This is a genomic window from Wenzhouxiangella sp. AB-CW3 (genome assembly GCF_014725735.1).
Classification (GTDB): Bacteria; Pseudomonadota; Gammaproteobacteria; order Xanthomonadales; family Wenzhouxiangellaceae; genus Wenzhouxiangella.
Window position 1 is genome coordinate 585,804 of record NZ_CP061368.1, and the last position, 21,711, is coordinate 607,514.

Consider the following 21,711-nt stretch of genomic DNA (forward strand, 5'->3'; position numbering starts at 1 on the left):
CGATGAGCGAGCAGGACCAGGATAAAGAACAGGGCCAGGACAAGGCGCAGGATTCCGGCGCAACTGATGAAGCTGGCGAGACTGAGAAAGGCAATCCGATCAAGGAGATGTTTCTCCTGGCCCTGCTGTATCTGCCGCTGGGTTTTTTTCTGTGGTTCTTCTTCGGCAGCGCGTTGATGTTTCCGACAGCACGCCTTTCGGACCTGCTGCTGACCGGTTTCTTTCCCGACATCTTCGAGCAATTGCTGCAACTGGGGTTCCAGCTCGAAATTCACACCCGCGTCGTTTTGCCCGAGCAGGTCGATGGACAAACCGCGGCGGTCAATATCCACGTCAACCCGATGATCTATGCCTGGGGCATGGCCCTGCTGTTCGGGCTGATCATGGCCACCCCGCTGACGATGCGTCAGCGCTTGCTGCAGCTGCTGATTGCCTTTGTGGTCGTCACCCTGGTGACGGTCTGGGGTGTGTTCTGGGAAACCTGGGTCGACCTGGCGTTTCGCAGCGGACCGGAAGCAGGACAGGCTGCACGTGAAGCCATCTTCCCGATGGACATGATCGCGCTGTGTTACCAGCTTGGCTACCTGATGTTTCCGGCCGTGGTCCCGGTGGCGGCCTGGATTCTGATGAACCGGCCCTTCATCGAGCAATACGTGCTTCGCAGGCGGCATTGAACCGTTGTTGTTTGCATGCTGTCTGTTGCAGGGTAGAGTGGCCCACTGGCCTTTTTGCCGCTGACCGCCACGCTTTGATGCGAGAAATCCTTTCATGAATGACCAGACTTTGACTGCTACTGACGAGACCAGCCTGTTGCCCAGCGTGGGTGAGCATCTGGAAGACCGCGCCGCCGAGCTGTGCCGGCTGATGGTCGAGCAGGAGCGCCTGCGCGAGGAAGACCTGCAGCGCGCCCGCAGCTACCAGGAGCAGCATGGAGGCAACTTGCTGACCCTGCTGGTGCGGCTGGGGCTGGTTTCCGAGCGGGATCTGGCCCGGGCCCAGTCCGAGCTGCTCGGCATCGACATGGTTACCGACAAGGAATATCCGGAAACCGGCCCGCAGATCGACAGCATCTCGGTGCGCTACATGAAGCAGCAGCACCTGGTGCCCATCGAGGCCAGCGAGCGTGAAGTCGTGGTGGTCATGGCCGATCCCACCGACCACTTTGCCCTTCGGGCCATGGAAATGGCCACCGGGCGCGAGATAGTGCCCAAGGTCGGCATTGCCTCGGAAATCGACAATCAGATCGAGCGCTACTTCGGTGGCGGCAAGAGTGCGATGGGCCAGATCGCCGAGCATCTTGGCGGCGAAGGTGGCGGCGAAGACGAGGAGGATGTCGAACACCTGCGCGACCTGGCGTCCGAAGCGCCGGTCATTCGCCTGGTCAACCTGATTCTGCAGCGGGCCGTGGAATCGCGCGCGTCCGATATCCATATCGAGCCGTTCGAGAACCGTCTGAAGGTGCGCTATCGTATTGATGGTGTACTGCAGGAAGTCGAGGCGCCGCCGGCCCGTTCCACCGCCGCGGTGATCTCGCGCGTAAAAATCATGGCCCGGCTCAACATTGCCGAGCGTCGTCTGCCGCAGGATGGCCGCATCATGCATCGGGTCGGCGGCAAGGAACTCGATTTGCGTGTGTCCACCGTGCCGACCGCGCACGGCGAATCCGTGGTCATGCGAATTCTTGATCGCGAAGCGGTGGTGCTGGATTTCGGCAGCCTGGGATTCGCCGCAGACACCCAGAAGGTCTTCGAGCGCGAGCTGGATGTGCCGCACGGCATTATCCTGGTCACCGGCCCGACCGGCTCGGGCAAGACCACGACCCTCTATACCGCGCTGTCGAAGCTCAACACGCCCGAGCGCAAGATCATCACGGTCGAGGATCCGGTCGAGTACCAGCTCGAAGGGGTCAACCAGATCCAGGCCAAGGCCTCCATCGGCCTGGATTTTGCGCGCGCGCTGCGCTCCATCGTGCGTCAGGACCCCGACGTGATCATGATTGGCGAGATGCGCGACCTGGAAACGGCCAAGATCGCCATCCAGTCGGCGCTGACCGGTCACCTCGTGCTCTCCACCCTGCATACCAACGATGCGGCTGGCGGCGTGACCCGGATGATCGACATGGGTGTGGAGGACTACCTGCTGACCTCCACGGTCAATGCCATCATGGCCCAGCGTCTGGTGCGGCGCCTGGATCCGGAAACCATGGAAGCCTACGAGGTGCTCCCGGAGGTGGCCGAAGAGCTGGGCCTGGCCAAGTTGACCGACCAGCGCCCATTCACGCTCTACCACCCGGGTTCGTCCGAGGTCAGTCCCACCGGCTACCGTGGCCGGACCGGTATCCACGAAATCCTGGTGCTGTCCGAAGAGATCCGGCGCATGGTCATGAAGCATGCCACCTCCGGCGAGATCGAACGCCAGGCTCGAGCCGAAGGCATGCGCACCATGTACGAGGATGGCCTGATCAAGGCCCTGGAAGGCATGACCTCGGCTGAGGAAGTGCTGCGCGTGACGCAGGAAGCATGATGGGAGCTGCCAATGGCCGTGTTTGAGTACAAGGCGGTCTCGCCGGCCGGAGAGACCTTTACCGGCGAGATGGACGCGCCCAGCAAGGACCTGGTTATTGCCCAGTTGCAGGAATCCGGCAATATCCCGGTCTCGGCGCGCGAGGTCGGATCGGGGTTTCGCCTGACCAACCTGCTGCGCGGGCGCAGCGGCCTCACGCAGCGCGAGATCGGCGACCTGACCCAGCAACTGGCCACCCTGCTCGGCGCAGGGCTGCCGCTGGACCGCTCGCTCGGCATCCTGGCCGAGCTGGCCGAGAACGACCGCATTCAGCGCCTGGTCGAGAAGATCCGCAACCGGGTGCGCGAGGGGGGCTCACTGTCCGAGGCGCTGGAAGAGCGTCACGGCGTCTTTTCGCGCTTCTACATCAACATGGTGCGGGCCGGCGAGATCGGTGGTTCGCTGGACCAGACCCTGTCGCGCATGGCCGAATACCTCGAGCGCAGCAAGGAGCTCAAGGACAATGTCGTGTCGGCCATGATCTACCCGGCCTTGCTGGTAGTGCTGGCCATTGCCTCGCTGATTCTGCTGATGGTGTACGTGATCCCGCAGTTTGCGCCCATGTTCGAGGAGTTCGGTGGCGAACTGCCGACATTGACGGTCGTTGTCATGGCGGTCGGCGACGCCCTTCAGAACTACTGGTGGATGATGATTGCCGCCGTGGTGGTGGCCGTGCTCTGGTTTCGCAGCCAGATGGCTCGTCCGGGCTCGCGGCGCCGATGGGATGCCCGCTTTCTGCGACTCAAGGGCGCCGGCGACATCATCGCGCGCATGGAAACCGCCCGCCTGGCGCGTACGACCGGCACCCTGCTGGTCAACGGCGTACCGTTGCTCTCGGCACTTTCCATCGCCAAGAATGTCATGACCAATACGGTGCTGGGCGACGATGTCGCCGAGGCGGCCAAGCAGGTCAAGACCGGCACACCCATGGCCCAGGCCCTGTCGGCCAACGGCAATTTTCCGCGCCTGGCCCTGCAGATGGTCAATGTCGGCGAGGAAACCGGCAAGCTCGACGAGATGCTGCTCAAGGTCGCCGATACCTACGATCGCGAAGTGCGCGTGACCATCGATCGGCTCATGGCCATGCTGGTCCCAGCGCTGACCCTGGGGCTGGCGGTGGTCATTGGTGTGATCGTCATGTCGGTGCTCATGGCGATACTCAGCATCAACGAACTCATTGCATGATCTGGTTCAAGTAACCCAATTGATCCCCGGCAGTCGGGGCGGAGGAAGGAAAACGTGAAAGTGAGAACTGGACAGGGCTTTTCCCTGATTGAACTGCTGGTGGTGCTGGTCATCCTGGGCCTGATCGCCGGCCTGGTGGTGCCCAACATCCTGCAGCGTGCCGAGGATGCCAACGTGCGGGCGGCCAAGGCCGAAGTACAGCGCCTGTCTATGGCCATCGACGAGTTCTATCTCGATAACGGCCGGGTGCCGCGCGAATTGCGCGAGCTGGTGGAGCGACCGGGCAATGCGCGCAACTGGAACGGGCCCTACGTCAACAATTCCAACCTGGTCGATCCATGGGACAACTCCTATAACTATCGATATCCGGGTCAGCACCGCAGCTATGACATCTGGTCCAACGGTGCCGACGGCCAGCCGGGCGGTGAAGGGGTCAATCGCGAGATCACCAACTGGGAATGAGTCGCGGAGCGCGCCACAGGTGAACCGGTTAGCCCATCAAGCCGGCCGGCTGTTCGGTATCGAATCCGAACGAGAAGCGTTGCGCTTGTCCGGGACACCCTGTCGGGGCACTGGAAAGGGCGCTTTTGATCGCACAGCGCTGAAGTCTGATGGAGGTCCCGGATCTGCGCATAGCTTGTCCGGGACACCCTGTCGGCTGCGCCGACAGGGTGGATTCAGTTTGCTGGAGTTGATGGTGGTGCTGGTGCTGGTAATGCTGCTGTTCGCGGTCGTTGGGGTGTCGGTCAGCCGTTCCATAGGCGGTGCCGAGATTCGCAATGCGGCCCGAGAGATGACCGCTGGTATTCGCCATACCCGTGGCCAGGCCATCGTGACCCGGCAGCAGCAGGTGTTTCATGTCGATGCCAATGATCGCAGCTGGCAGGCGGCCGAGCGTGAGCGGGTTTCGCTGCCCGATGGGCTGGAGATCACGCTGGATACGGCCCGTTCCGAACTGACCGGTGAAAATGCCGGTGGCATCCGTTTCTATCCCGACGGCGCCTCGACCGGAGGCTGCGTCACCTTGCTGGCGCAGGAGCGCGAGTGGCAGATCAGCGTGTCCTGGCTGACCGGCGAAGTGAGCAGCGAGTGCGATACATGATTCCGTATTCAGACACTGCAAGGCGACTGCCGTCCGGCGCGCCCGGTCGCCCGCACCGACAGGGCGGGTTCACCCTGATCGAGGTCATGGCGGCCTTCATGGTGTTTGCCCTGTTGTTCGGGGTGCTACTGCAGATTCTGTCGACCTCGGTCAGCAACACCCGGCTGGCCGGCGACTACACCCGGGCGGCGTTGTGGGCGCAGTCCAGGCTGGACATGCTGGGGCTGGAGGAGATGCTGGAGCCCGGCACCACGCAGGGCCAGTTCGATGACGAGTTTCGCTGGACCATGGAAGTGCGCGAGGAGCTGGTTATCGATGATCGCGGCCTGGACCCGCTCGATATGCCGGTCAGCCTCTATCACGTGACCCTGACGGTGGAATGGGGAGAGACGCGTCGCCGGGAGGCCGTGTTCGAGACTCTGCGTTCGGTCGACACTCACTGGGAAGAACGTCAACTGGCAGGCCCGAGATGAAGCAGCTACGCCAGATGCGAGGTTTTACCCTGATCGAGGTGATGCTGGCCATCAGCCTGGTGGCTCTGGTCATGGCCATGGCCTATGGCGGCTTCCGTGCCGCCGTGCGCGCCTCGAATTCGGGCGAGGCCATTATCGAGGAGAACAATCGCCTGCGCGTGGTCCAGCAGTTCATGCGACGTCAGCTGTCGCTGGCCCAGGCGCTGGTGATCGAAGAGGAAGTCGAAGGCGAGCGCATTCGCTTTGCCGGTGATCGTGATCGTGTCCGTTTTGTCTCGCCCATGCCCGGTTACCTGAGTTACGGCGGATCCTACGTTCAGGAGTTGAGCATCGAGCCGGGTGTTGGCGGCGGATTCGAGCTGGTCTACTACTACGCCATGCTCAATGGCTACGAGCCGGGTGACATCGAGGCCCATGACGGCATCGTGCTGCTGGAAAACCTCGCTCGAGGCGAGTTTCACTTTCTCGGTCGTGATTTCGAGACCCAGGAAACCTACTGGTCCGACTACTGGGAAACGCCCGAGGAATTGCCATTGGCGGTGGCCGTGGAAATCGACCTGGACCGCGATCATGGCCAGGTCTGGCCCGACCTGATCGCCCCGGTAATGGTGGACGCGGAAGTCAGTGGCCGGCCGCGCCAGATCGAGCGCGCCTCGGATATCATGATTCAGCGCCGGGGCCGCCAGGGGCGCCGACAGTGAGATCCCGTCTCACCGCACGCGGAATCGCTTTGGTGGTGGTGCTCTGGATCCTCGTCCTGTTGAGCATCACGGTCGGAATCTATGCCATCCTGGCGCGAACCGAGGGGCTGCAGGCCCGTTTCCTGCTCGACGAAACCGCCGCGCGCTACGCCGCCGAGGCCGGTGTTCATCGGGCCGTTTTCGAGATGCGCTCGACCGACATGGAGACGCGCTGGGTGCCGGACGGACGCCCCTACACCATCGAGCTGGGCGAGGCCGAGATCGAAATTCGCATCACCGACGAGTCGGGCAAGATCAACCTCAATGCCGCCGATGCGGAACTTCTGACCGATTTCTTCATCTCACGCGGTGTCGAGGAGCTTGAAGCCCTGCATCTGGCCGATGCCATCCTGGACTGGCGTGATCCGGACGACATGCCGAGGCTCTACGGGGCCGAGATCGACGATTACTTCGCGGCAGGCTATCCTTACGGCCCGGCCAACGAGGATTTCGTTTCCGTCGACGAACTGCAGCAGGTCATCGGCATGACCTGGGACCTGTACCGGGAAGTCGAGCCCTTTCTGACGGTACATTCCGGGCGGGGGCGCATCAATCCGGCCTTTGCCTCGGCGGAGGTGCTGGCGGCCATGCCGGAGATTGACCTGGAAAGCGCCAGGCTTTTTGTCGAGGAGCGCCGGCAGTTTCATCCGGCCGATCAGCAGGCACTGATGCTGCCCGATGGGCAGATGGTGAACTTGCAAGGTGGCGGTCGGACCTTTAGCATTCGCTCGCGCGCCACGCTGGACAACGGCATCTGGAGCGAGATCGACACCACCGTAACGCTGGGAACGGATACCCGGGGGCGACCGTTCCGCATACAGCGCTGGCGTGACAGAAACGAGAGTCAATGAATCAGAGTGCCATTAACGATTACTGGGCCGATGTCGTCGCCCGCTACCGCGCCAGCCCGCTGCCGGGCTTCCTGCGCTGGTGGGGCGGAGAGTTGTCGAGCCTGATTCCGGACTCACTGCGCCAGCGGCTGGTGCAGCCGCGGCCGGCGGTCTGGTTGTTACCGGCCGAGGACGGGTCGCTTGCGGTCTGGGCCGGGGGCGAGGCGCCCGAGCATCTGGACACGTTTGGCCCCAGTGAAGACGCCGGGCTGCTGCGCGACCGCTGGTCTGCCGTGGCGCGGAGTTTTGAAGAGGGCAATCCCGAAGTCAGGCTGTGCCTGCCCGAGGACGACATCCTGCAGTGCCCCGTGGAACTGCCCCTGGCAGTGGAGTCCGGGCTGCAGCAGGCACTGCGTTACCAACTCGATCAGTTCACGCCGTTTCAGGCCGACCAGGTCTATTACGCGCACGAAGTTACGGGTCGTGACAGCGCTCATGGTCGGCTCAAGCTCGCACTGCGCCTGGTGCCGGTCAGCAGCGTTGATCGCTGGCGCGAACGGCTGGCGGCCATCGGTGTACGGCCCCACGCCATCGACGTAGCGGCCAGCGGCGAGGAAACGCCGTCGCCACTGGGTGTCAACTTGCTGCCCGAGGCTGAGCGCCCGCCTTATGTCTACAAGCGCGCACGCCTGAACTGGATGCTGGCGGCCGGCCTCGTGGCCATGCTGGTGCTGGTCATGGCCCAGTCGATCTATCTTCGCGAGCGCAGCGTCGACCAGCTTCAGGCCGAGGTGGACAGCCTGCGCGAACAGTCCGAAACCGTGGTGGCTCTGCAGCGCCAGCTTGAGGATTCCCTGACTGCCGCCAATTTTCTGGCCGAACTCCGCCGGCGGCAGCCGGTGGTGATCCAGGTGCTGGACGAGGTCACGCGCCTGCTGCCCGACGATATCTGGCTGCAACAATTGCAGGTACGCGACAACGAACTGCACATGCAGGGGCTGGCCGATGGGTCGCAGCGGCTCATCGACCTGATCAACGACTCGGAACTGCTCGACGATGCCGAATTCCGGGGCTCGGTCAATGTCGACCAGGCCACCGGCCGCGAGCGGTTCGCTACCAGGGCCCAGATTCAGACCGGGAGGGCGCGCAATGCAGCTGTTGCCGAATCTGGAGAATAACCGCCCGCTGGCCATCGGCCTGCTGGTGATCGCCGCCATACTGGTCTACCTGGTCGGCTTTCACTGGTTTGTCGTCCGCCATATCGAACTCAATGAGCAGATCGGGCAGCTCGAAACCCAGGCTGCCCGCTTCAAGGCCGCCGTGGAGCGGCGCCCGGAGCTTGAGGCCCAGCTCGATCGCCTTCAGAATGAACGACTCGACAGCGCCCTGTTTCTCCCCGAGGCCAACTTCAATACCGCCGCGGCCGGCATGAACCGCCACTTGCGCGACATCATCCGGACAGAAGCCGAGCACGCCGAGCTGTGTGCCATCGTGTCGACCACGAACCGGCCCGATCAGGATCCCGAACGTTTCGAGCAGGTCACGGTCAATGTGCGCATGAATTGCCCGCTTCCGGACCTGGTACAAGTGCTGTACCAACTGGAGAACAGTGTGCCGCTGGTCTTTATTGACAACCTGACGATCAATCAGCGCGTTCCGGCCGACCGGGCTGGCCGGCGCGGGGCAGACAACTATGGCCTGATCGACGTGCGTTTCGATATGTACGGATTCCTGACCGAGCAGGCCTCGCAATGAGCATGCTGGACCCGCAACGCAACCTGCTGACGGTGATTCTCGTCGCCGGACTGGGTGCGCTCGGCATCGCTGGCGGTCTGATGCTGCTGTTGTTGGGGCGAGTGGATATCGATCGCATTGCCACCGATGGCGGTGACGCCGTCGAGGACGTCCAGGTCGATGTGCCTGAAACCGGCCTGGCCGAGTTCGATGAGTACACCCGCATCATGGAACGACCGGTGTTCTTCTCCGATCGCCGTCTGCCCCCGGTGGAGCTGGCTTCCCTGGAGGTCGAGGACGACGACGAGACCGATCTGGACGAGATCGAAGAGGAAATCGCCGACCTGAGTGCGGCCGTGGCCGGCATCGTGATCACTCCCGAGGTCAAGCTGGCCATGGTGCGCGATGAAGAAGCCGGCAAGACCGTGGTGCTGCGCGAGGGCATGAGCCTGGAGGGCGAGCAGGCGGCCTGGCGAATCGAGTCCATCCTGCCGCGCGAGGTGTCGTTCGTGTCGGTGGATGGGCGACAGGCGGCGCTCGAGTTGCAGGTTCACACCAGCGGGCTCACGGTCGAGACACCCCGGCCGGAATCCCGCTTGGCGCGACAGGCAGAACGGGCAGTCGAGCCCCAGCCGGACGAAGCGGCGGAGGCCGCTGATCAGGATGCCGAAGAGGTAAGTGACGAAGCCCGCGCCAGGGCCGAGGAAATTCGACGCCGCGTGGCCGAGCGCCGGGCCGAGCTGAGGGCCGAGGCCGAGCGCCGTGCGCGCCAACAACAAAGACAGGACAATGATGGCTGATATGAACTATTTCGACTCGGCGCGCAGCCTGCGCCGGGGCATGGTGGTACTTGCCGTTTTGCTGCTTGGCGGTTGCGCAACCGTGGCCGAGCAGGAGCGCACACCCGAGCCCCAACCCGCAGTGGAGCGCCCGGATCACCGCGCTGACGATGGTGAAATTTCCCTGTACGACGATGACGACGAGGCCGAAGACGAGGGCACCTTCGATGAAACCGAGTTTTTCCTCGGCACCGGCGTATTCATTGATGATGGCGCAGCAAGGCCACGTGGTGAACCGCCGGGCGATGACGGCGAAATCACCCTGAACTTCGAAGGCCAGGGTATCCAGGAAGTGGTCCACGCCATTCTCGGTCACATGTTCCAGGAGAATTACGTCATTGCGCCAGGTGTCAGTGGCGAGGTGACCTTTGCCACGGCGCGGCCGCTGACGCGCGACCAGATCATGCCGGTGCTGGAAATGCTGCTGCGCTGGAACAACGCAACCTTGATCTGGCGCGAGGGCCGCTACCACGTCGTGCCGGTGTCCGAGGCCGTGCGCGGCAACCTGGTGCCTCGCACCGATGCGCTGGAGCGGGGTCGTGGCTACGAGGTCATGGCGGTGCCGCTGCAGTACATCGCGCCGGCCAAAATGGCCGAGATCCTCGAGCCCTACGCGCGCGAGGACGGCATCTTCAATGTCGACAACGCTCGTGGTCTGCTGTTTCTTGCCGGCACGCAGCACGAGTTGCGCAATTACATGCAGATTGTCGAAACCTTCGATGTCGACTGGCTGGCCGGCATGTCGGTCGGCATCTTCGACCTGCGCCGCATAGAGCCGGACGAGCTTCTCCCCGAGCTCGAAGCGGTATTCGGCGAGGGTGGCGAAACACCGCTGTCGGGCATGTTCCGCTTCATGCCGCTGGAACGGCTCAATGCCATCATGGTCATTACACCCAACGAGGACTATCTCCGCGAGGCCGAGCGGTGGATCCGGCGCCTGGATCGTTCCAGTCCCGAGGCCGGTTCGCGCCTTTATGTCTACCGGGTCAAGAATCTCGAGGCCGATGTGCTGGCCGGCTACCTGGGCGATCTTTTCGGTACCGGCACCACCCGCCAGCCCCGTGACCGCGAGCGCCGCGGCGGGCTGGCGCCCGGCATGGAGCCGGCCCGCGCCTCCTCGGTCGGGGATTTTCAGCGTGAACAGCGCGAGCGGCGCGAAACCCGCGACGATCAGCCGCGCACCACCGAGGGTGGTATGACTCTGGGTGAGGATGATGATGTTCGCATCACCGCCGTGCAGGAGACCAACTCGCTGCTGATCCAGGCATCTCCAAGCAAGTACGACGCCATACTCAATGCCATCGAGCGCCTCGACGAAGAGCCGTTGCAGGTACTCATAGAGGCCCAGATCATCGAAGTAACGCTGACCGATAGCCTGCGCTATGGAGTCAACTGGTTTCTGTCCAACGCTCAACCGGGGTCAGACGACTTCCCGGGGTTCCCTGGAGGAGGTGATGGGGAGGACTCCCCGGTATTCTCCAGTTCCCGGGCCGGAGATCGTGCCCGGGCTGGAAGTGACGGCCTGCTTGGCACAGTGACCCGACGCGGCATGGACCGGACCTTCGTGACCGCAACAATCAACATGCTTGAGACAATGTCGGACGTGCGCACACTGTCAACACCATCGCTGATGGTGCGCAACAACTCCGAGGCCAGCATCAACGTCGGTCGCCAGGTGCCGGTGCAGTCGACTTCGTTCACCGGCACGACTGACCGTGTGATCGGCAGCTTCCAGTACATCAATACCGGCGTCATTCTCAATGTGACTCCCCGGGTCAATCCTGGCGGGCTGGTCTATCTCCAGGTCGACCAGGAGGTCTCCAGTCCCGGCGATGCGCCCGGCGAAGGGTCTAACCCGCCCGTAGACACACGCCAGGTATCGACCGACGTGGCCGTGCAGTCAGGGCAAACCGTGATGCTCGGTGGACTGATTCGGGAAATCAACTCCTCTAGACGGGAGGGTCTGCCCGGCCTGAGCCGGATACCGGTTCTGGGTGGTCTGTTCGGAGCTCGTCGCGAATCCGTCGACCGTACGGAAACCCTGGTGTTGATTACACCGACCGTGCTCGAGTCCACCAACGAGCTGGAAGAGGTTTCAAGAGAATTTCAGCGGCGGTTCCGCGGTGTGGATCCGCTGGATCTGGATCATTAGAAAAACCAAATAAGGTAGAAGTCAATGAGTTGTACACCCAAATCAAAGCGCGCGCTGGGGGGTGCCGTGTCGCTGGCCTGTGCCGTGTTTGTGCTGGCCGCCTGCCAGGCCGAACCCGAGCTAACACCCGACGAGGCTGTGCATGAACGAGCCCAGGAGCGCTGGGATCTTCGGCTGGAGCAGGAGTATGGCGAGGCCTACGAGTACTACAGCCCCGGTTATCGGCAGACCGTTGATGCTTATTCTCATGTTGCAGATCAGCGCAACCGGGCGGTCATGTACACGGGTGCCAGGGTCGTTTCAGTGGAATGCGAATCCGAGATCTGCCGCGCCCGCGTGCGGGTCGAGTACCGTGTTCCCGGTGCGCCCTCCGGCTTGTCCCGCGTGACCAGCGAGCGTACTATTACCGAGAACTGGATTCACTCGGGCGGCGAGTGGTGGTATAGTCCGTCCCGATGATTGCTTTACATTTCCGGCTGAGTTAACATACAATCACGAGCGCCGGGACCGTATCGGGAGGACCTCTTTACGGCCTGGGATCGTAAATCACAGAGCCCTGTGTTCAACAACTTAGGAGTGTTGTAATGAAAAGAAATACCTTGACGACCGCAGTGCTGGCGGGTCTGACGGGCATGGCGGGTATGGTCAGCGTGTCCAACGCTGTCAACGTCAACCCGGATGGCTTGGGTCAGGTGCTGCTGTATCCGTACTACACCGCCCATGGCGACAACGACACGCTGATTTCCATCGTCAATACCACCGACGAAGGCAAGGCGGTCAAGATTCGCTTCATCGAAGCCCTGAACTCGCGCGAAGTGCTTGACTTCAATATCTACATGTCGGCCTATGACGTGTGGGCAGCGGCAATCACCCGGGACGAAAGCACTGGCGGTGGCATGATTCGCTTCAATGACACCACCTGCACCGCCCCGTACCTGCTGGAAACCAAGGGCGGCGAGCAAGAGTTCCTGAGAGGCGCTTACATCGGAGCTGCTGATGATGGTGGTCCGCAGGGTCACGATCGTACCCTGAGCGGCTACGTCGAAGTCATCGAAATGGGTGTGCTGACTGGTGCTGCTGCGAATGCGGCCGAGCACGTCAATGGCGTGCCGCCGAATTCCGGCGTTGAAGAGAAGCCTTGCTCGCTGTTCACCGAGCGTTGGATCACCTCCTCGGCTGCCAATGGCACCGGTGAGTGGGGTCCCCCCGGCAATCCGGGCTTTGAAAGTGCCAACTACGAAATTGATCCGCCGTCCGGTGGGCTGTTTGGTTCCGGTGCCGTGCTGAATGTTGAAAACGGCACCATGTTCTCCTACAACGCCACGGCCATCGATGGCTTCTGGGCAGAGCAGGGTGAGCATACCGATCCGGAAAACCTGTTCCCCAGCCTTGGGTCAGGAACGCGATTTGACAGCACTGTATTTGTCAATGGCGACATTTCCGATACCAACTGGGCTCCTGCCGACAACATCCATGCTCTGAATCACGTGCTCTCCTACGAGACGCTGATGAACGAGTACGCTATCGAGAACGCCATTGGCGGCTCCTCGGAGTGGGTCGTTACTTTCCCAACCAAGCGCTTCCATACGGATGCCGCTCCGCAGGGCCCGATCGAGGGTGACACCGAGGCCGTCCCGCCGTTCACCTCTGTCTGGACTGCGGACTCGCCGATCGCCTGTGAGGAGCTCAACCTGTCAGTCTGGGATCGCGAAGAGCAGACCCCGGATGTGGAAGGTGGTATCGGTGTGTCGCCGTCCACTACCATCGAAGACGTGTTTGAACTGTGCCGTGAAGCCAACGTCATTCGCTTCTCCAATGACGAGAGCCTGCCGGACAGTTCCGAGATCTTCGGTGAGCCGTCCAGTGACGTGACCGACCTGGCCGGTTATGGCTACGTGAACTTCAACCTGCCGTCCGACTTCCAGCATGGCTGGGCCCGCTTTGACTTCGGTAATTTCCGTAGCGTGTCGAGCATGGAAGGCCTGCAAGTGGTGGGTCTGCCGGTCATTGGCTTCTGGGCCAACACCTACACGGCCGGTGGAGTCGCCGAGGGCACTCTGGCTAACTACGGTGGCGCCTTTGCCCATCGTGGCAGCCGGACGGACCTCGTTTCGGCCGACGACTGATTCTCTGTCAGTCATCTGAAAGTATGCCCGGGCCGCACTGCGGCCCGGGTTTCTGATGAAAGGGGTATCCCAAACGGGGTGCCCCTTTTTCAGTGGGCGCCCGGTCATGTGGGGGTGGTCAGCGCAGATGCTGGTAAGGGGGTGCCGCGACCGTGCGGTTCGCCAGAACTTGGTGTGACTTGCGTGATGCGTTCGTTAAGTGCCTGTTATGGAAGCAAAAAGACATCAATTTAGGGTTGTCATGGAACTTTTTTGTTTTACAATCCGACTAAAGCGGTAGCCGTGTGGCCGTTGCAATCCCCCTGTTATTTTCCGGAGTCGCTCGAAATCATGAATATCGTCCGTGCAAGTACCATAGCCGCTATCACCATGCTGATGGCAGTCGGATCCGTTCTTGGCGCTGATCGTACCCTCAGGCTGATGGTCGATGGAGAGGAGCTGGAGGTGCCCCTCAAGTCCGGTCAGCTCATGTCCCTGCTTGCCGATGGAGACGTTGCGGCGGAGGCCGCTGATGGGTTTACTTGTTCCACTGAGCCTGAGCAACCCGATTGCGACGATGTTCAGGTCTCTCTGGACCAGAGCAACAATCTGGGCTACTTCACGGTGTCGCCCAATCCGGTGACCCAGGGTCAGTCATTGACCCTGGAGTGGCGCGCCAGGGGCGCCTGGGAGTGCGAAGGCTCTGGTCTGAGTGGCACCAACTGGTCCGGCCAACTGAATCCTGCGGGCAGCAGGACCGTCGGTACGAGTAACTTGTCGGTTGGAGACGCGAGTGTGGGCATAGAGTGCCGTAATGGTGCGGTGAGCGATCAACGCAGCATTACGCTTGAGGTACTTGAACCCGACGATGGCAATGGCGATCCACCGGAATCTTGTGACGACCGGCCGACCCTGAGCACCGTACCTGGCTGGTCCCGGGAAACCGATATCGGGGGGAATGGTGGAAACCCGAACATCTACACCGATGTGTTTCCGGGCAACGAGTTTCCGGGGACGTCCAATAATTTCTCCTTCAGTCTGCGCCGGGATCGTTACGTGGCCATGAGGTTCACAGTGCCCGACAACCTGACCGGATTGGGAAGCTGGCGGGTCGCACCCATGACCGGTGCCGGTTCCCCCTCGGCTGCCGGAAGAATGTTTGCCACGATTACACGCTGTCCCGGCGATTTCGATGTCGCTACATTTGAAGACAAGAGTTGCGGTGCAATTGCGACCACAAGTGAGGGCATTATCAGAACGTACTGGACCGTTGGCAATACCCCAGGGTATTGCAGCATCGAGCCTGGCGAAACCTACTACTTTAATGTCCTGTATTCCGTGAACGGTGCTGACCCGGAGGATTTTCCACCCCAGCAAAGCGACTGTAACGGTCGTTCGCGTTGCGGCCATTATCTGCAACCCGCGCTGTTTTAACGCGACGGCGTACAGCCTCTCACGTTTGCTACCGGGCGGTTTCACCCGCCCGGTTTCTTTTCTGGCACGAGTTCATCAAAGTTGAGGAGATTTTTCGAGAATGCATCTGATTGATCGTTCTGTCCTGATGACGGTTGTTTCTTTCCCGATTCTGATATCGTTACTCGCTCTTGCTTCACCGCTGGTTGCCAATGAGCGCTACCAGGCCGAATTTTGCCTTGGGTTCGAATCCGACCCTCTGGTTCGAGTCGGTGGGATCGTCACCACGGAACTCGATTTCGATGCTTTCATGGCGGGCATACCGGAGGCAGACCGGACTCAGTTCGTGGCCAGCGCGGAGCGGGTTGCCAATCAGCTCGAAGCGCTGGTCATGCAGCGGGGGGTAGCACTGAATGCCAAGGGCGATGGCCTGCTTGACGAGGACGAGTTGCTGAATGCACGCCTCATGCGCAGACTCGAGTCGGCCTTGAACGAGATTCAGATCGATCGGTATATCGAGGCCCGTCTATTGGACGACTACACCGAGCGCGCACGGGAGCTCTACCTGACAGGTCCGGACCGGTTTCGTGAGCCTCGGCGATACAGCTTCTCGCATATTCTGATACAAACCTCCAACAGGGGTGAGAGCGGTGCCATGCGTCTGATCCTCGATCTGTATGATCGGATCGAATCGGGGGAGTCCTTCGAGGCGCTTGTGGAGGAGTATTCGGAAGATCCTGCCAGCCGGGAGAACGCTGGACGTTACGAAGCCGTAACCCTGGATGAGCTTGACAGCAACTTCGCGCGAGAACTCAGGGATTTGTCGGAGCCGGGTGAACTGAGTGAGCCGGTACGCTCTCGCTTCGGCTGGCACATCATTCGTCTCGATGAGGCGCACGAGAGAGAGATCCCGGAATGGGAAGAGGTCGCCGACAAGGCCGGTCAACTGGCACGGCAACGACACCGGGAGCGGCTGAAGGAGCGCTACCTGTCCAGTGTGCTGGAGTCGGATGACCTGGAGGTCACGCCCGGCGTCATTGAACGTTTGCAGCGCCGCTATGGGTTTGATCCCGAAACGGGTCTCCCGGCCAGGGATTGAGGCCCGAACCGGGGCTGATGTGCTGCTATCGGAGTCCGGAGTGCGCAACTCGATAAAAAGTGTGCGTGCTGCCGGGTTGGGCCTGTCGTCCATGCTGGGGCAGTTAATCTGGCGCGACATCCGTTCGCGCTTTATTGGCAGTGCCAGCGGCTGGATCTGGCTGATTCTCACGCCGCTGCTGCTGCTGGCGGTGTACGGCTTCGTGTTCGGCGTGATCTTCCGGGCCCGCGTGCCCGATGGGCTGGACATTCCCTTCGTGGCCTGGCTGGCCGTGGCACTGTGGCCATGGCTGGCCTTTTCCGAGGGCGTGCTGAGGGGCTCACGTGCCATTCTTGAACACTCCGCCCTGATTTCCAAGGTGGCCATCCGGCGCGAGTTGCTGGTGGTCTCCTCGGTCACATCGGCTTTCCTGCTCCATCTTGCCGGTTACCTGGTGGTGCTTGTTGCGCTGCAACTGACTGGTACACCGGTGCATTTCGCGGGGCTGCCGACGGTGGCGCTGACCCTGCTGACGCTCTACCTGTTTGCACTGGGCCTGGGGCTTGGGCTGGCGGCAGTGCAGGTGTTTCTGCGTGACCTGGAACAGGCGCTGCCCACCCTGTTCATGTTCTGGTTCTTTCTCACCCCGATACTGTATGCCCCCGAAATGCTGCCCGAGCGGTTTTCGGGCTGGCTGGATCTCAACCCCATGACCTGGTGGATGACACAGGTGCGCGGCCCGTTGCTGTGGGGTGAATTGCTGCCCGGCATGGCGCTGCTGGCACTTGGCGCGGCCGGTTTGCTGGCACTTTATCTGGGTTGGCGACTGTTCCGACGCCTCAGCCCCTATTTCGAGGACTTTCTGTGAGCGAGGTTCTGCTCCGGCTTGAAGGGGTGACCAAGGTCTATCCGCCGACCGTTCAGGCGGGGCAGCGCCTGCGTGCCTTCTGGCAGGTCCTGCTGCGCGGATCGGCCAGTGGTGGCACCCGGGTGCTGGAGGAAGTCAGTTTCGAAGTGCCTCGTGGCCAGTCCATGGCGGTGATCGGCGGCAACGGAGCGGGCAAGTCGACACTTCTCAAGATTGTGACCGGTGTTCTGGCGCCTACCACCGGCCACATTGAAAGCCGGGGCAGCTCGGCCGCGTTGCTGGAACTGGGTGCGGGGTTCGACCCGGAGTATTCCGGGCTGGACAACCTGCGCATGAATGCCGCCTTTCTCGGTCTGTCGACCGAACAAGTAGCCGAGCGGCTGGACGATATTCTTGCCTTTGCCGATATCGGTGCTTCCATCCACGAACCGGTCAAGCATTATTCCTCGGGCATGGTGGTCAGATTGGGTTTCGCGGTCGTTGCTTCTGTGCGCCCGGACCTGCTGATCACCGACGAGGTGCTGGCCGTCGGTGACGAGTCCTTTCAGAAAAAGTGCATACGCTGGATCGAACGCTACCTGGCCGATGGCGGCACCTTGCTGATGGTTTCCCACAATATGTACCAGGTGCAGAAGCTGTGCCGAAACGCCATCTGGCTCGACGGCGGGCAGGTGCGTGCCCAGGGTGATGTCTTCGATGTCACGCAGTCCTACCTGGCCTGGCATGAGCGCAAGGACGCTGCCGAGAGAGGTGCGCGCCGCAATCGCGAGTCTGGCACGCTTTATCGCGTTTCGCGCCCGGAGTTTCCGGAGCACGAGCTGGCCAGCCCGGTATTGGAAACCGGCCAGCCGCTCACGGTGAGATTGCACCTGCGCTCGCCCGATGAACGCGCCCCGGCGGCGCTGATTGGCGTGGTCCGCGCCGATGGCACCCCGGTTTACGGGGTTTCCAGCGACCAGGAGGGTGTGTCGTTACAAGAGTGTGCGCCGGGAGAATATCGGATCGATGTGCATTTCCCAGCGCTCAATCTGCTGCCTGGTGGCTACGCCATTCGGGCGCACGCCATGGACCCGGAAGGCTTGCGCGTGCACGATACCGCTGAGCAGGAGTTCAGCGTCAGCGGCCGCACGCGGGAACTGGGCATGGTGCGCCTGGCGCACGAGTGGAGGCAGCCATGATCGCCGTCGTCGTGCCGGTGTTCAACGCGCCGGCCGAAACGGCCCGCTGCCTGGCCGCGCTGGCCGCAACGGTCGATGAGCAGGTTCCGGTGGTGGTGATTGACGATGCATCGGATGATGTCGAAGTGGCCGAAGTGCTTGCCGGAATGCCGTCGCACTGGGTCCGGGTTCACAACGAGAAAAACCTGGGATTCGTGGCCACGGCCAACCTCGGGATGGCGCTGGCCGGCGAGGCCGACATCGTGCTGCTCAACGCCGACACCCAGGTCACCGCGGGCTGGCTGGAAGCGATCCGGCGTTGTGCCAACAGCGATACCTCGATTGCTTCGATCACGCCCTTGACCAACAATGGCGAGATTGCCTCCATTCCCGAATTCTGTCGTCCAAATCCCTGGCCAGAGGATGCCGAATGCTGGGCCCGGGCCTGTCGTGAGTCGGGTGAGCCCATGTGCCCGGAGGTGCCCACGGGTGTGGGTTTTTGCATGTACCTGCGCCGGGCCTGCCTGGATTGCATCGGTGAGTTCGATGAACAGGCTTTCGGGCGCGGCTATGGCGAGGAGAACGATTGGTGCATGCGCGCCATGCAAGCCGGTTGGCGCCACGTGCTGTGCGACGAGGCCTTTGTCGCCCACCAGGGCGGCGCCAGCTTCGGTCCCCTGGGCCTGGCTCCCGGCGGTCAAGCCATGGAAACCCTGCTGCAACGCTACCCGGACTACATGGATCGCGTCAGCGCGTTTATCGAGGCCGACCCGATGGCGACGCGCCGCCAGCAGATCATCAACCACTACAACCAGTTGGCTGCAAACGCCACTCGCCAACCTAGAACCTAGAACCTCGAACCTGCTTCTCCCCGACTTGCTACACTTGCTCCGTTCCCCAATTCCGCTCCAGGATGTCTGACCAACCCGAACTCGATTTCACCGGTGAACGCTTCACGCCCGAGTGCGTGCGCGAGATGGCCTATGAGCATTGGCATCGTTACGCCTGGGCGGCCGAGGTCGTGGCCGGGCTGGAAGTGCTCGATGCCGCCTGTGGCGAGGGATACGGCAGCCGCCTGCTGAGCGCGCGTGCCGCCCGGGTGCGAGGCATCGATGTGAGTGAGGTGGCGGTGGATCATGCCCGCCAGCGCTATGCTGGTGAACGACTGGGTTTCGACTGCGGCGATGCCACCGAGCTGCCCTACGACACCGATAGCTTCGATGCCGTGGTGTCGTTCGAAACCCTGGAGCATCTTGCCGAGCAGGACAGGCTGCTGGCCGAGTTCAGACGCGTGCTGAGGCCCGGTGGCTTTCTGCTGATCTCCTCGCCCGATCGCAAGACCTACAGCGATGAGACCGGTTATGACAATCCCTATCATGTCCGCGAGCTGTACCGTGACGAGTTCGAGCAGCTGCTGGGCCGGCACTTCCCGGCTTGGCGTCTGTGGGGCCAGAAACTGATGTTTGTCTCCGCCCTTTGGCAGTTGAGCGGCGGAGACCGAGCCCAGTGGTTGCTGGATGATGAGGGTCACGTTCAGGCCGGTGACCGCCCCGCTTATCCACCCCTCTACCTGCTGGCCGCGGCGGCCGCCTCCGAGCAGTGCCTGCCGGATCTGCCGGCCCATTCACTGTATGGCGATCGCGCAGAATCGGTCTATGCCCACTACAACGAGGAAGTGGCGAAACATATCCGGGCCGGACACCTGCTGGCCGAGCGCGATGCCGAGATTGAACGCCTGCGCCGGCAGCTCGATCAACCCTGGTGGCGGCGGCTAATCCAGGGCTCATGACCGGCGGCACTGTGACACCACTGGCCCGGGTGACCGCGGTCATCGTCAACTACAACTCGGGGCCATGGCTGGAACGCTGCATCAATCAGCTCCGCGGCCGGAATCGGCCGCATCCATCGGTCATCGTCATTGACAACGCCTCGACTGATGGCAGCATCGAGCGATTGCCCGCACTGGAAGATCTCGTGGTGCGTCGCGCACGGCGCAACCTGGGTTTCGGGCGGGGCGTGAACCAGGCCTTGCGCAGTATTGCCACCGAGTACCTGCTGGTCATCAACCCCGACTGTCTGATCGTGCCCGATGCACTGCTTCGCCTGGTCGATGAACTGGATCGACACCCGCAGGCCGCACTGGTTTCGGGGCGGGTTTTCGATATGTCCGGCAACGAACAGCGTGGCAGTCGTCGTCGACTTCCCACCCGCGAGCAGGTGCTGGGTGAGGTGCTGCCCTTCAGCCGTCGCCCGGGCATTGACCTGACCGGCGAGCCGGCACCCGTTGAGGCGGTGGAAGTCGAAGCCGTGTCCGGCGCCTGCATGCTGATTCGCACCCGGGCCCTGCAGGAAGTCGGCGGTTTCGACCCGGCCTTTCACATGCATTTCGAGGACCTGGACCTGATGGCCCGTTTTCGTGAGGCCGGATGGAGTATTCGACTGGACCCGGGCGTGATCGTCTCGCATGCCGGCGGGGTGTCGTCGCGTCAGCGCGCCGTGGGCGTGATGCTGGCCAAGCATCGCAGTCTCTGGCGCTATCTCAACAAGCACTGCGCGGATGACTGGTCGCTTTGGAGTCGATGGCTTTGGAAAACGGCCATCGTCGCCCACGCCATGCTGCGCCTGCCGCTGGAGCTGTTGAAACGATGAACGGTGACCCGGTGATTCTGGTCACGGGTGCCTCCGGTGCGGTTGCCGGCGCCCTGATGGATCGGACGGTGGGGCAGGGGGTCCGCGTGCTTGCAGTTTCCAGCCATGGGCCGCAACACTCCTGGCCGCACGTCACCTGGTTCGAACAGGACCTTGAACGCGGCCCGGCCGACGTGCGGGCCGGCACCCTGGTCAGCCTGGGTGCGTTGCGCCACGCCCTGGCCCAGGTGGAACGGGGCATCGGCACGGGGCGGGTGCTGGCCGTGTCACCGGCGCTCGGTGAGCAGTTGGCACTGGTGCGCGGCCGGAAGCTGACCGAATCCGATCGTGAATTGCCGCAGATCGAAGACAGGTTGAGGGCGGCGTGTCGCGAACGCGACATCACGCTGACGCTGCTCAAGCCCAGCCTGGTCTACAGCGGCGGCGATGACGGCAGCTTTGCCCCCACCGCCTGGTCATTGTCGCAACGCAGCGTGCTCTGGCTCGGGCAGGGCGGTTTGCGTCAACCGGTACACGCCGACGACCTGGCCAGCCTTATTCTGCGTTGCCTTCAACTCGGTGATGACAGTGCCGGTAGCTGGAGCCTGGCGGGTGATGAAACCCTGTCGATTGCCGCCATGCTGGAGCGCGTGGCCAGCCGCTTTGGCGTGCCGATTCGCCGGTTGCCCGTCCCGGCATGGTGGGCGCGTCGCAGTCTTGACACGCTCGACCTGAGTCCCGCATTACGTGTGGATCTTGCCGGCCTGTACGGGCATGACCTTCTGCCCGACGATTCCCCCGCCCGCCGTCGGCTGGGTTGGCAGCCACAAGGATTTCGCCCGTGA

General features: G+C 62.3%; 22 protein-coding genes. All 22 read left to right on the forward strand.

Annotated elements, in window-relative coordinates:
• Positions 1–2: 2 nt before the first annotated feature.
• The 22 genes from IC757_RS02455 to IC757_RS02560 all read left to right on the forward strand — a co-directional run bounded on the left by IC757_RS02455 (position 3) and on the right by IC757_RS02560 (position 21,711).
• Positions 3–674 (forward strand): exosortase H-associated membrane protein, encoded by a 672-nt coding sequence (locus IC757_RS02455; protein ID WP_190975818.1) that lies wholly within the window; start codon positions 3–5, stop codon positions 672–674.
• A 94-nt stretch (positions 675–768) separates the two neighbouring features.
• Positions 769–2,523, forward strand: a complete 1,755-nt coding sequence (gspE, locus tag IC757_RS02460; protein ID WP_190975819.1) for a type II secretion system ATPase GspE — start codon at positions 769–771, stop codon at positions 2,521–2,523.
• A gap of 12 nt (positions 2,524–2,535) precedes the next feature.
• Positions 2,536–3,747: a type II secretion system F family protein gene (locus IC757_RS02465; protein ID WP_190975820.1), complete on the forward strand. Its 1,212-nt coding sequence runs from the start codon at positions 2,536–2,538 to the stop codon at positions 3,745–3,747.
• Positions 3,748–3,801: 54 nt separating this feature from the next.
• The gene (gspG, locus tag IC757_RS02470) at positions 3,802–4,209 is read left to right on the forward strand and encodes a type II secretion system major pseudopilin GspG (protein WP_223846223.1); all 408 of its coding nucleotides are present in this window, start codon (positions 3,802–3,804) and stop codon (positions 4,207–4,209) included.
• Between the two features lie 175 nt (positions 4,210–4,384).
• On the forward strand, positions 4,385–4,849 hold the full coding sequence (locus IC757_RS02475) for a GspH/FimT family protein (RefSeq protein WP_190975821.1): 465 nt from the start codon (positions 4,385–4,387) through the stop codon (positions 4,847–4,849).
• Positions 4,846–5,322: a prepilin-type N-terminal cleavage/methylation domain-containing protein gene (locus tag IC757_RS02480; protein WP_190975822.1), complete on the forward strand. Its 477-nt coding sequence runs from the start codon at positions 4,846–4,848 to the stop codon at positions 5,320–5,322. The genes IC757_RS02475 and IC757_RS02480 overlap by 4 nt, the downstream gene beginning before the upstream one ends.
• Positions 5,319–6,023: a prepilin-type N-terminal cleavage/methylation domain-containing protein gene (locus IC757_RS02485; protein WP_190975823.1), complete on the forward strand. Its 705-nt coding sequence runs from the start codon at positions 5,319–5,321 to the stop codon at positions 6,021–6,023. The genes IC757_RS02480 and IC757_RS02485 overlap by 4 nt, the downstream gene beginning before the upstream one ends.
• Positions 6,024–6,055: 32 nt before the next feature.
• Positions 6,056–6,913, forward strand: a complete 858-nt coding sequence (locus IC757_RS02490) for a general secretion pathway protein GspK (protein WP_223846224.1) — start codon at positions 6,056–6,058, stop codon at positions 6,911–6,913.
• Positions 6,910–8,070, forward strand: coding sequence for a PilN domain-containing protein (locus tag IC757_RS02495; RefSeq protein ID WP_190975825.1), 1,161 nt, complete (start codon positions 6,910–6,912; stop codon positions 8,068–8,070). The genes IC757_RS02490 and IC757_RS02495 overlap by 4 nt, the downstream gene beginning before the upstream one ends.
• Complete coding sequence (gspM, locus tag IC757_RS02500) at positions 8,042–8,647, forward strand: type II secretion system protein GspM (RefSeq protein ID WP_190975826.1); 606 nt, start codon at positions 8,042–8,044, stop codon at positions 8,645–8,647. The genes IC757_RS02495 and gspM overlap by 29 nt, the downstream gene beginning before the upstream one ends.
• Positions 8,644–9,426: a hypothetical protein gene (locus IC757_RS02505; protein ID WP_190975827.1), complete on the forward strand. Its 783-nt coding sequence runs from the start codon at positions 8,644–8,646 to the stop codon at positions 9,424–9,426. The genes gspM and IC757_RS02505 overlap by 4 nt, the downstream gene beginning before the upstream one ends.
• A 1-nt stretch (position 9,427) precedes the next feature.
• Positions 9,428–11,617: a type II secretion system secretin GspD gene (gene gspD / locus IC757_RS02510; protein ID WP_190975828.1), complete on the forward strand. Its 2,190-nt coding sequence runs from the start codon at positions 9,428–9,430 to the stop codon at positions 11,615–11,617.
• Positions 11,618–11,641: 24 nt separating this feature from the next.
• Positions 11,642–12,076 (forward strand): hypothetical protein, encoded by a 435-nt coding sequence (locus tag IC757_RS02515; protein WP_190975829.1) that lies wholly within the window; start codon positions 11,642–11,644, stop codon positions 12,074–12,076.
• Between the two features lie 125 nt (positions 12,077–12,201).
• A complete protein-coding gene (locus IC757_RS02520) occupies positions 12,202–13,743 on the forward strand; it encodes a hypothetical protein (protein WP_190975830.1) in 1,542 nt (513 codons plus the stop codon).
• A gap of 330 nt (positions 13,744–14,073) precedes the next feature.
• Entirely contained in the window at positions 14,074–15,156 is a 1,083-nt protein-coding gene (locus tag IC757_RS02525; RefSeq protein WP_190975831.1) for a hypothetical protein, read from the forward strand.
• A 100-nt stretch (positions 15,157–15,256) separates the two neighbouring features.
• Positions 15,257–16,234 (forward strand): peptidylprolyl isomerase, encoded by a 978-nt coding sequence (locus IC757_RS02530; RefSeq protein WP_190975832.1) that lies wholly within the window; start codon positions 15,257–15,259, stop codon positions 16,232–16,234.
• Between the two features lie 40 nt (positions 16,235–16,274).
• Positions 16,275–17,081 (forward strand): ABC transporter permease, encoded by an 807-nt coding sequence (locus IC757_RS02535; RefSeq protein WP_190975833.1) that lies wholly within the window; start codon positions 16,275–16,277, stop codon positions 17,079–17,081.
• Positions 17,078–18,259: an ABC transporter ATP-binding protein gene (locus IC757_RS02540; protein WP_190975834.1), complete on the forward strand. Its 1,182-nt coding sequence runs from the start codon at positions 17,078–17,080 to the stop codon at positions 18,257–18,259. The genes IC757_RS02535 and IC757_RS02540 overlap by 4 nt, the downstream gene beginning before the upstream one ends.
• Positions 18,256–19,089: a glycosyltransferase family 2 protein gene (locus tag IC757_RS02545; RefSeq protein ID WP_190975835.1), complete on the forward strand. Its 834-nt coding sequence runs from the start codon at positions 18,256–18,258 to the stop codon at positions 19,087–19,089. Before IC757_RS02540 ends, IC757_RS02545 begins: the two co-directional genes overlap by 4 nt.
• A gap of 62 nt (positions 19,090–19,151) precedes the next feature.
• Positions 19,152–20,027: a class I SAM-dependent methyltransferase gene (locus IC757_RS02550; protein ID WP_190975836.1), complete on the forward strand. Its 876-nt coding sequence runs from the start codon at positions 19,152–19,154 to the stop codon at positions 20,025–20,027.
• Positions 20,024–20,887: a glycosyltransferase family 2 protein gene (locus IC757_RS02555; RefSeq protein WP_190975837.1), complete on the forward strand. Its 864-nt coding sequence runs from the start codon at positions 20,024–20,026 to the stop codon at positions 20,885–20,887. Before IC757_RS02550 ends, IC757_RS02555 begins: the two co-directional genes overlap by 4 nt.
• Positions 20,884–21,711, forward strand: coding sequence for an NAD-dependent epimerase/dehydratase family protein (locus tag IC757_RS02560; RefSeq protein WP_190975838.1), 828 nt, complete (start codon positions 20,884–20,886; stop codon positions 21,709–21,711). The genes IC757_RS02555 and IC757_RS02560 overlap by 4 nt, the downstream gene beginning before the upstream one ends.

Excerpts from the sequence above, each read along its gene's own strand:
- IC757_RS02455 (WP_190975818.1), top strand. The coding sequence starts at position 3 with ATGAGCGAGCAGGACCAGGATAAAGAACAGGGCCAGGACAAGGCGCAG.
- gspE (WP_190975819.1), top strand. The coding sequence starts at position 769 with ATGAATGACCAGACTTTGACTGCTACTGACGAGACCAGCCTGTTGCCC.
- IC757_RS02465 (WP_190975820.1), top strand. The coding sequence starts at position 2,536 with ATGGCCGTGTTTGAGTACAAGGCGGTCTCGCCGGCCGGAGAGACCTTT.
- IC757_RS02480 (WP_190975822.1), top strand. The coding sequence starts at position 4,846 with ATGATTCCGTATTCAGACACTGCAAGGCGACTGCCGTCCGGCGCGCCC.
- IC757_RS02485 (WP_190975823.1), top strand. The coding sequence starts at position 5,319 with ATGAAGCAGCTACGCCAGATGCGAGGTTTTACCCTGATCGAGGTGATG.
- IC757_RS02495 (WP_190975825.1), top strand. The coding sequence starts at position 6,910 with ATGAATCAGAGTGCCATTAACGATTACTGGGCCGATGTCGTCGCCCGC.
- gspM (WP_190975826.1), top strand. The coding sequence starts at position 8,042 with ATGCAGCTGTTGCCGAATCTGGAGAATAACCGCCCGCTGGCCATCGGC.
- IC757_RS02505 (WP_190975827.1), top strand. The coding sequence starts at position 8,644 with ATGAGCATGCTGGACCCGCAACGCAACCTGCTGACGGTGATTCTCGTC.
- gspD (WP_190975828.1), top strand. The coding sequence starts at position 9,428 with ATGAACTATTTCGACTCGGCGCGCAGCCTGCGCCGGGGCATGGTGGTA.
- IC757_RS02515 (WP_190975829.1), top strand. The coding sequence starts at position 11,642 with ATGAGTTGTACACCCAAATCAAAGCGCGCGCTGGGGGGTGCCGTGTCG.
- IC757_RS02520 (WP_190975830.1), top strand. The coding sequence starts at position 12,202 with ATGAAAAGAAATACCTTGACGACCGCAGTGCTGGCGGGTCTGACGGGC.
- IC757_RS02525 (WP_190975831.1), top strand. The coding sequence starts at position 14,074 with ATGAATATCGTCCGTGCAAGTACCATAGCCGCTATCACCATGCTGATG.
- IC757_RS02530 (WP_190975832.1), top strand. The coding sequence starts at position 15,257 with ATGCATCTGATTGATCGTTCTGTCCTGATGACGGTTGTTTCTTTCCCG.
- IC757_RS02545 (WP_190975835.1), top strand. The coding sequence starts at position 18,256 with ATGATCGCCGTCGTCGTGCCGGTGTTCAACGCGCCGGCCGAAACGGCC.
- IC757_RS02550 (WP_190975836.1), top strand. The coding sequence starts at position 19,152 with ATGTCTGACCAACCCGAACTCGATTTCACCGGTGAACGCTTCACGCCC.
- IC757_RS02555 (WP_190975837.1), top strand. The coding sequence starts at position 20,024 with ATGACCGGCGGCACTGTGACACCACTGGCCCGGGTGACCGCGGTCATC.
- IC757_RS02560 (WP_190975838.1), top strand. The coding sequence starts at position 20,884 with ATGAACGGTGACCCGGTGATTCTGGTCACGGGTGCCTCCGGTGCGGTT.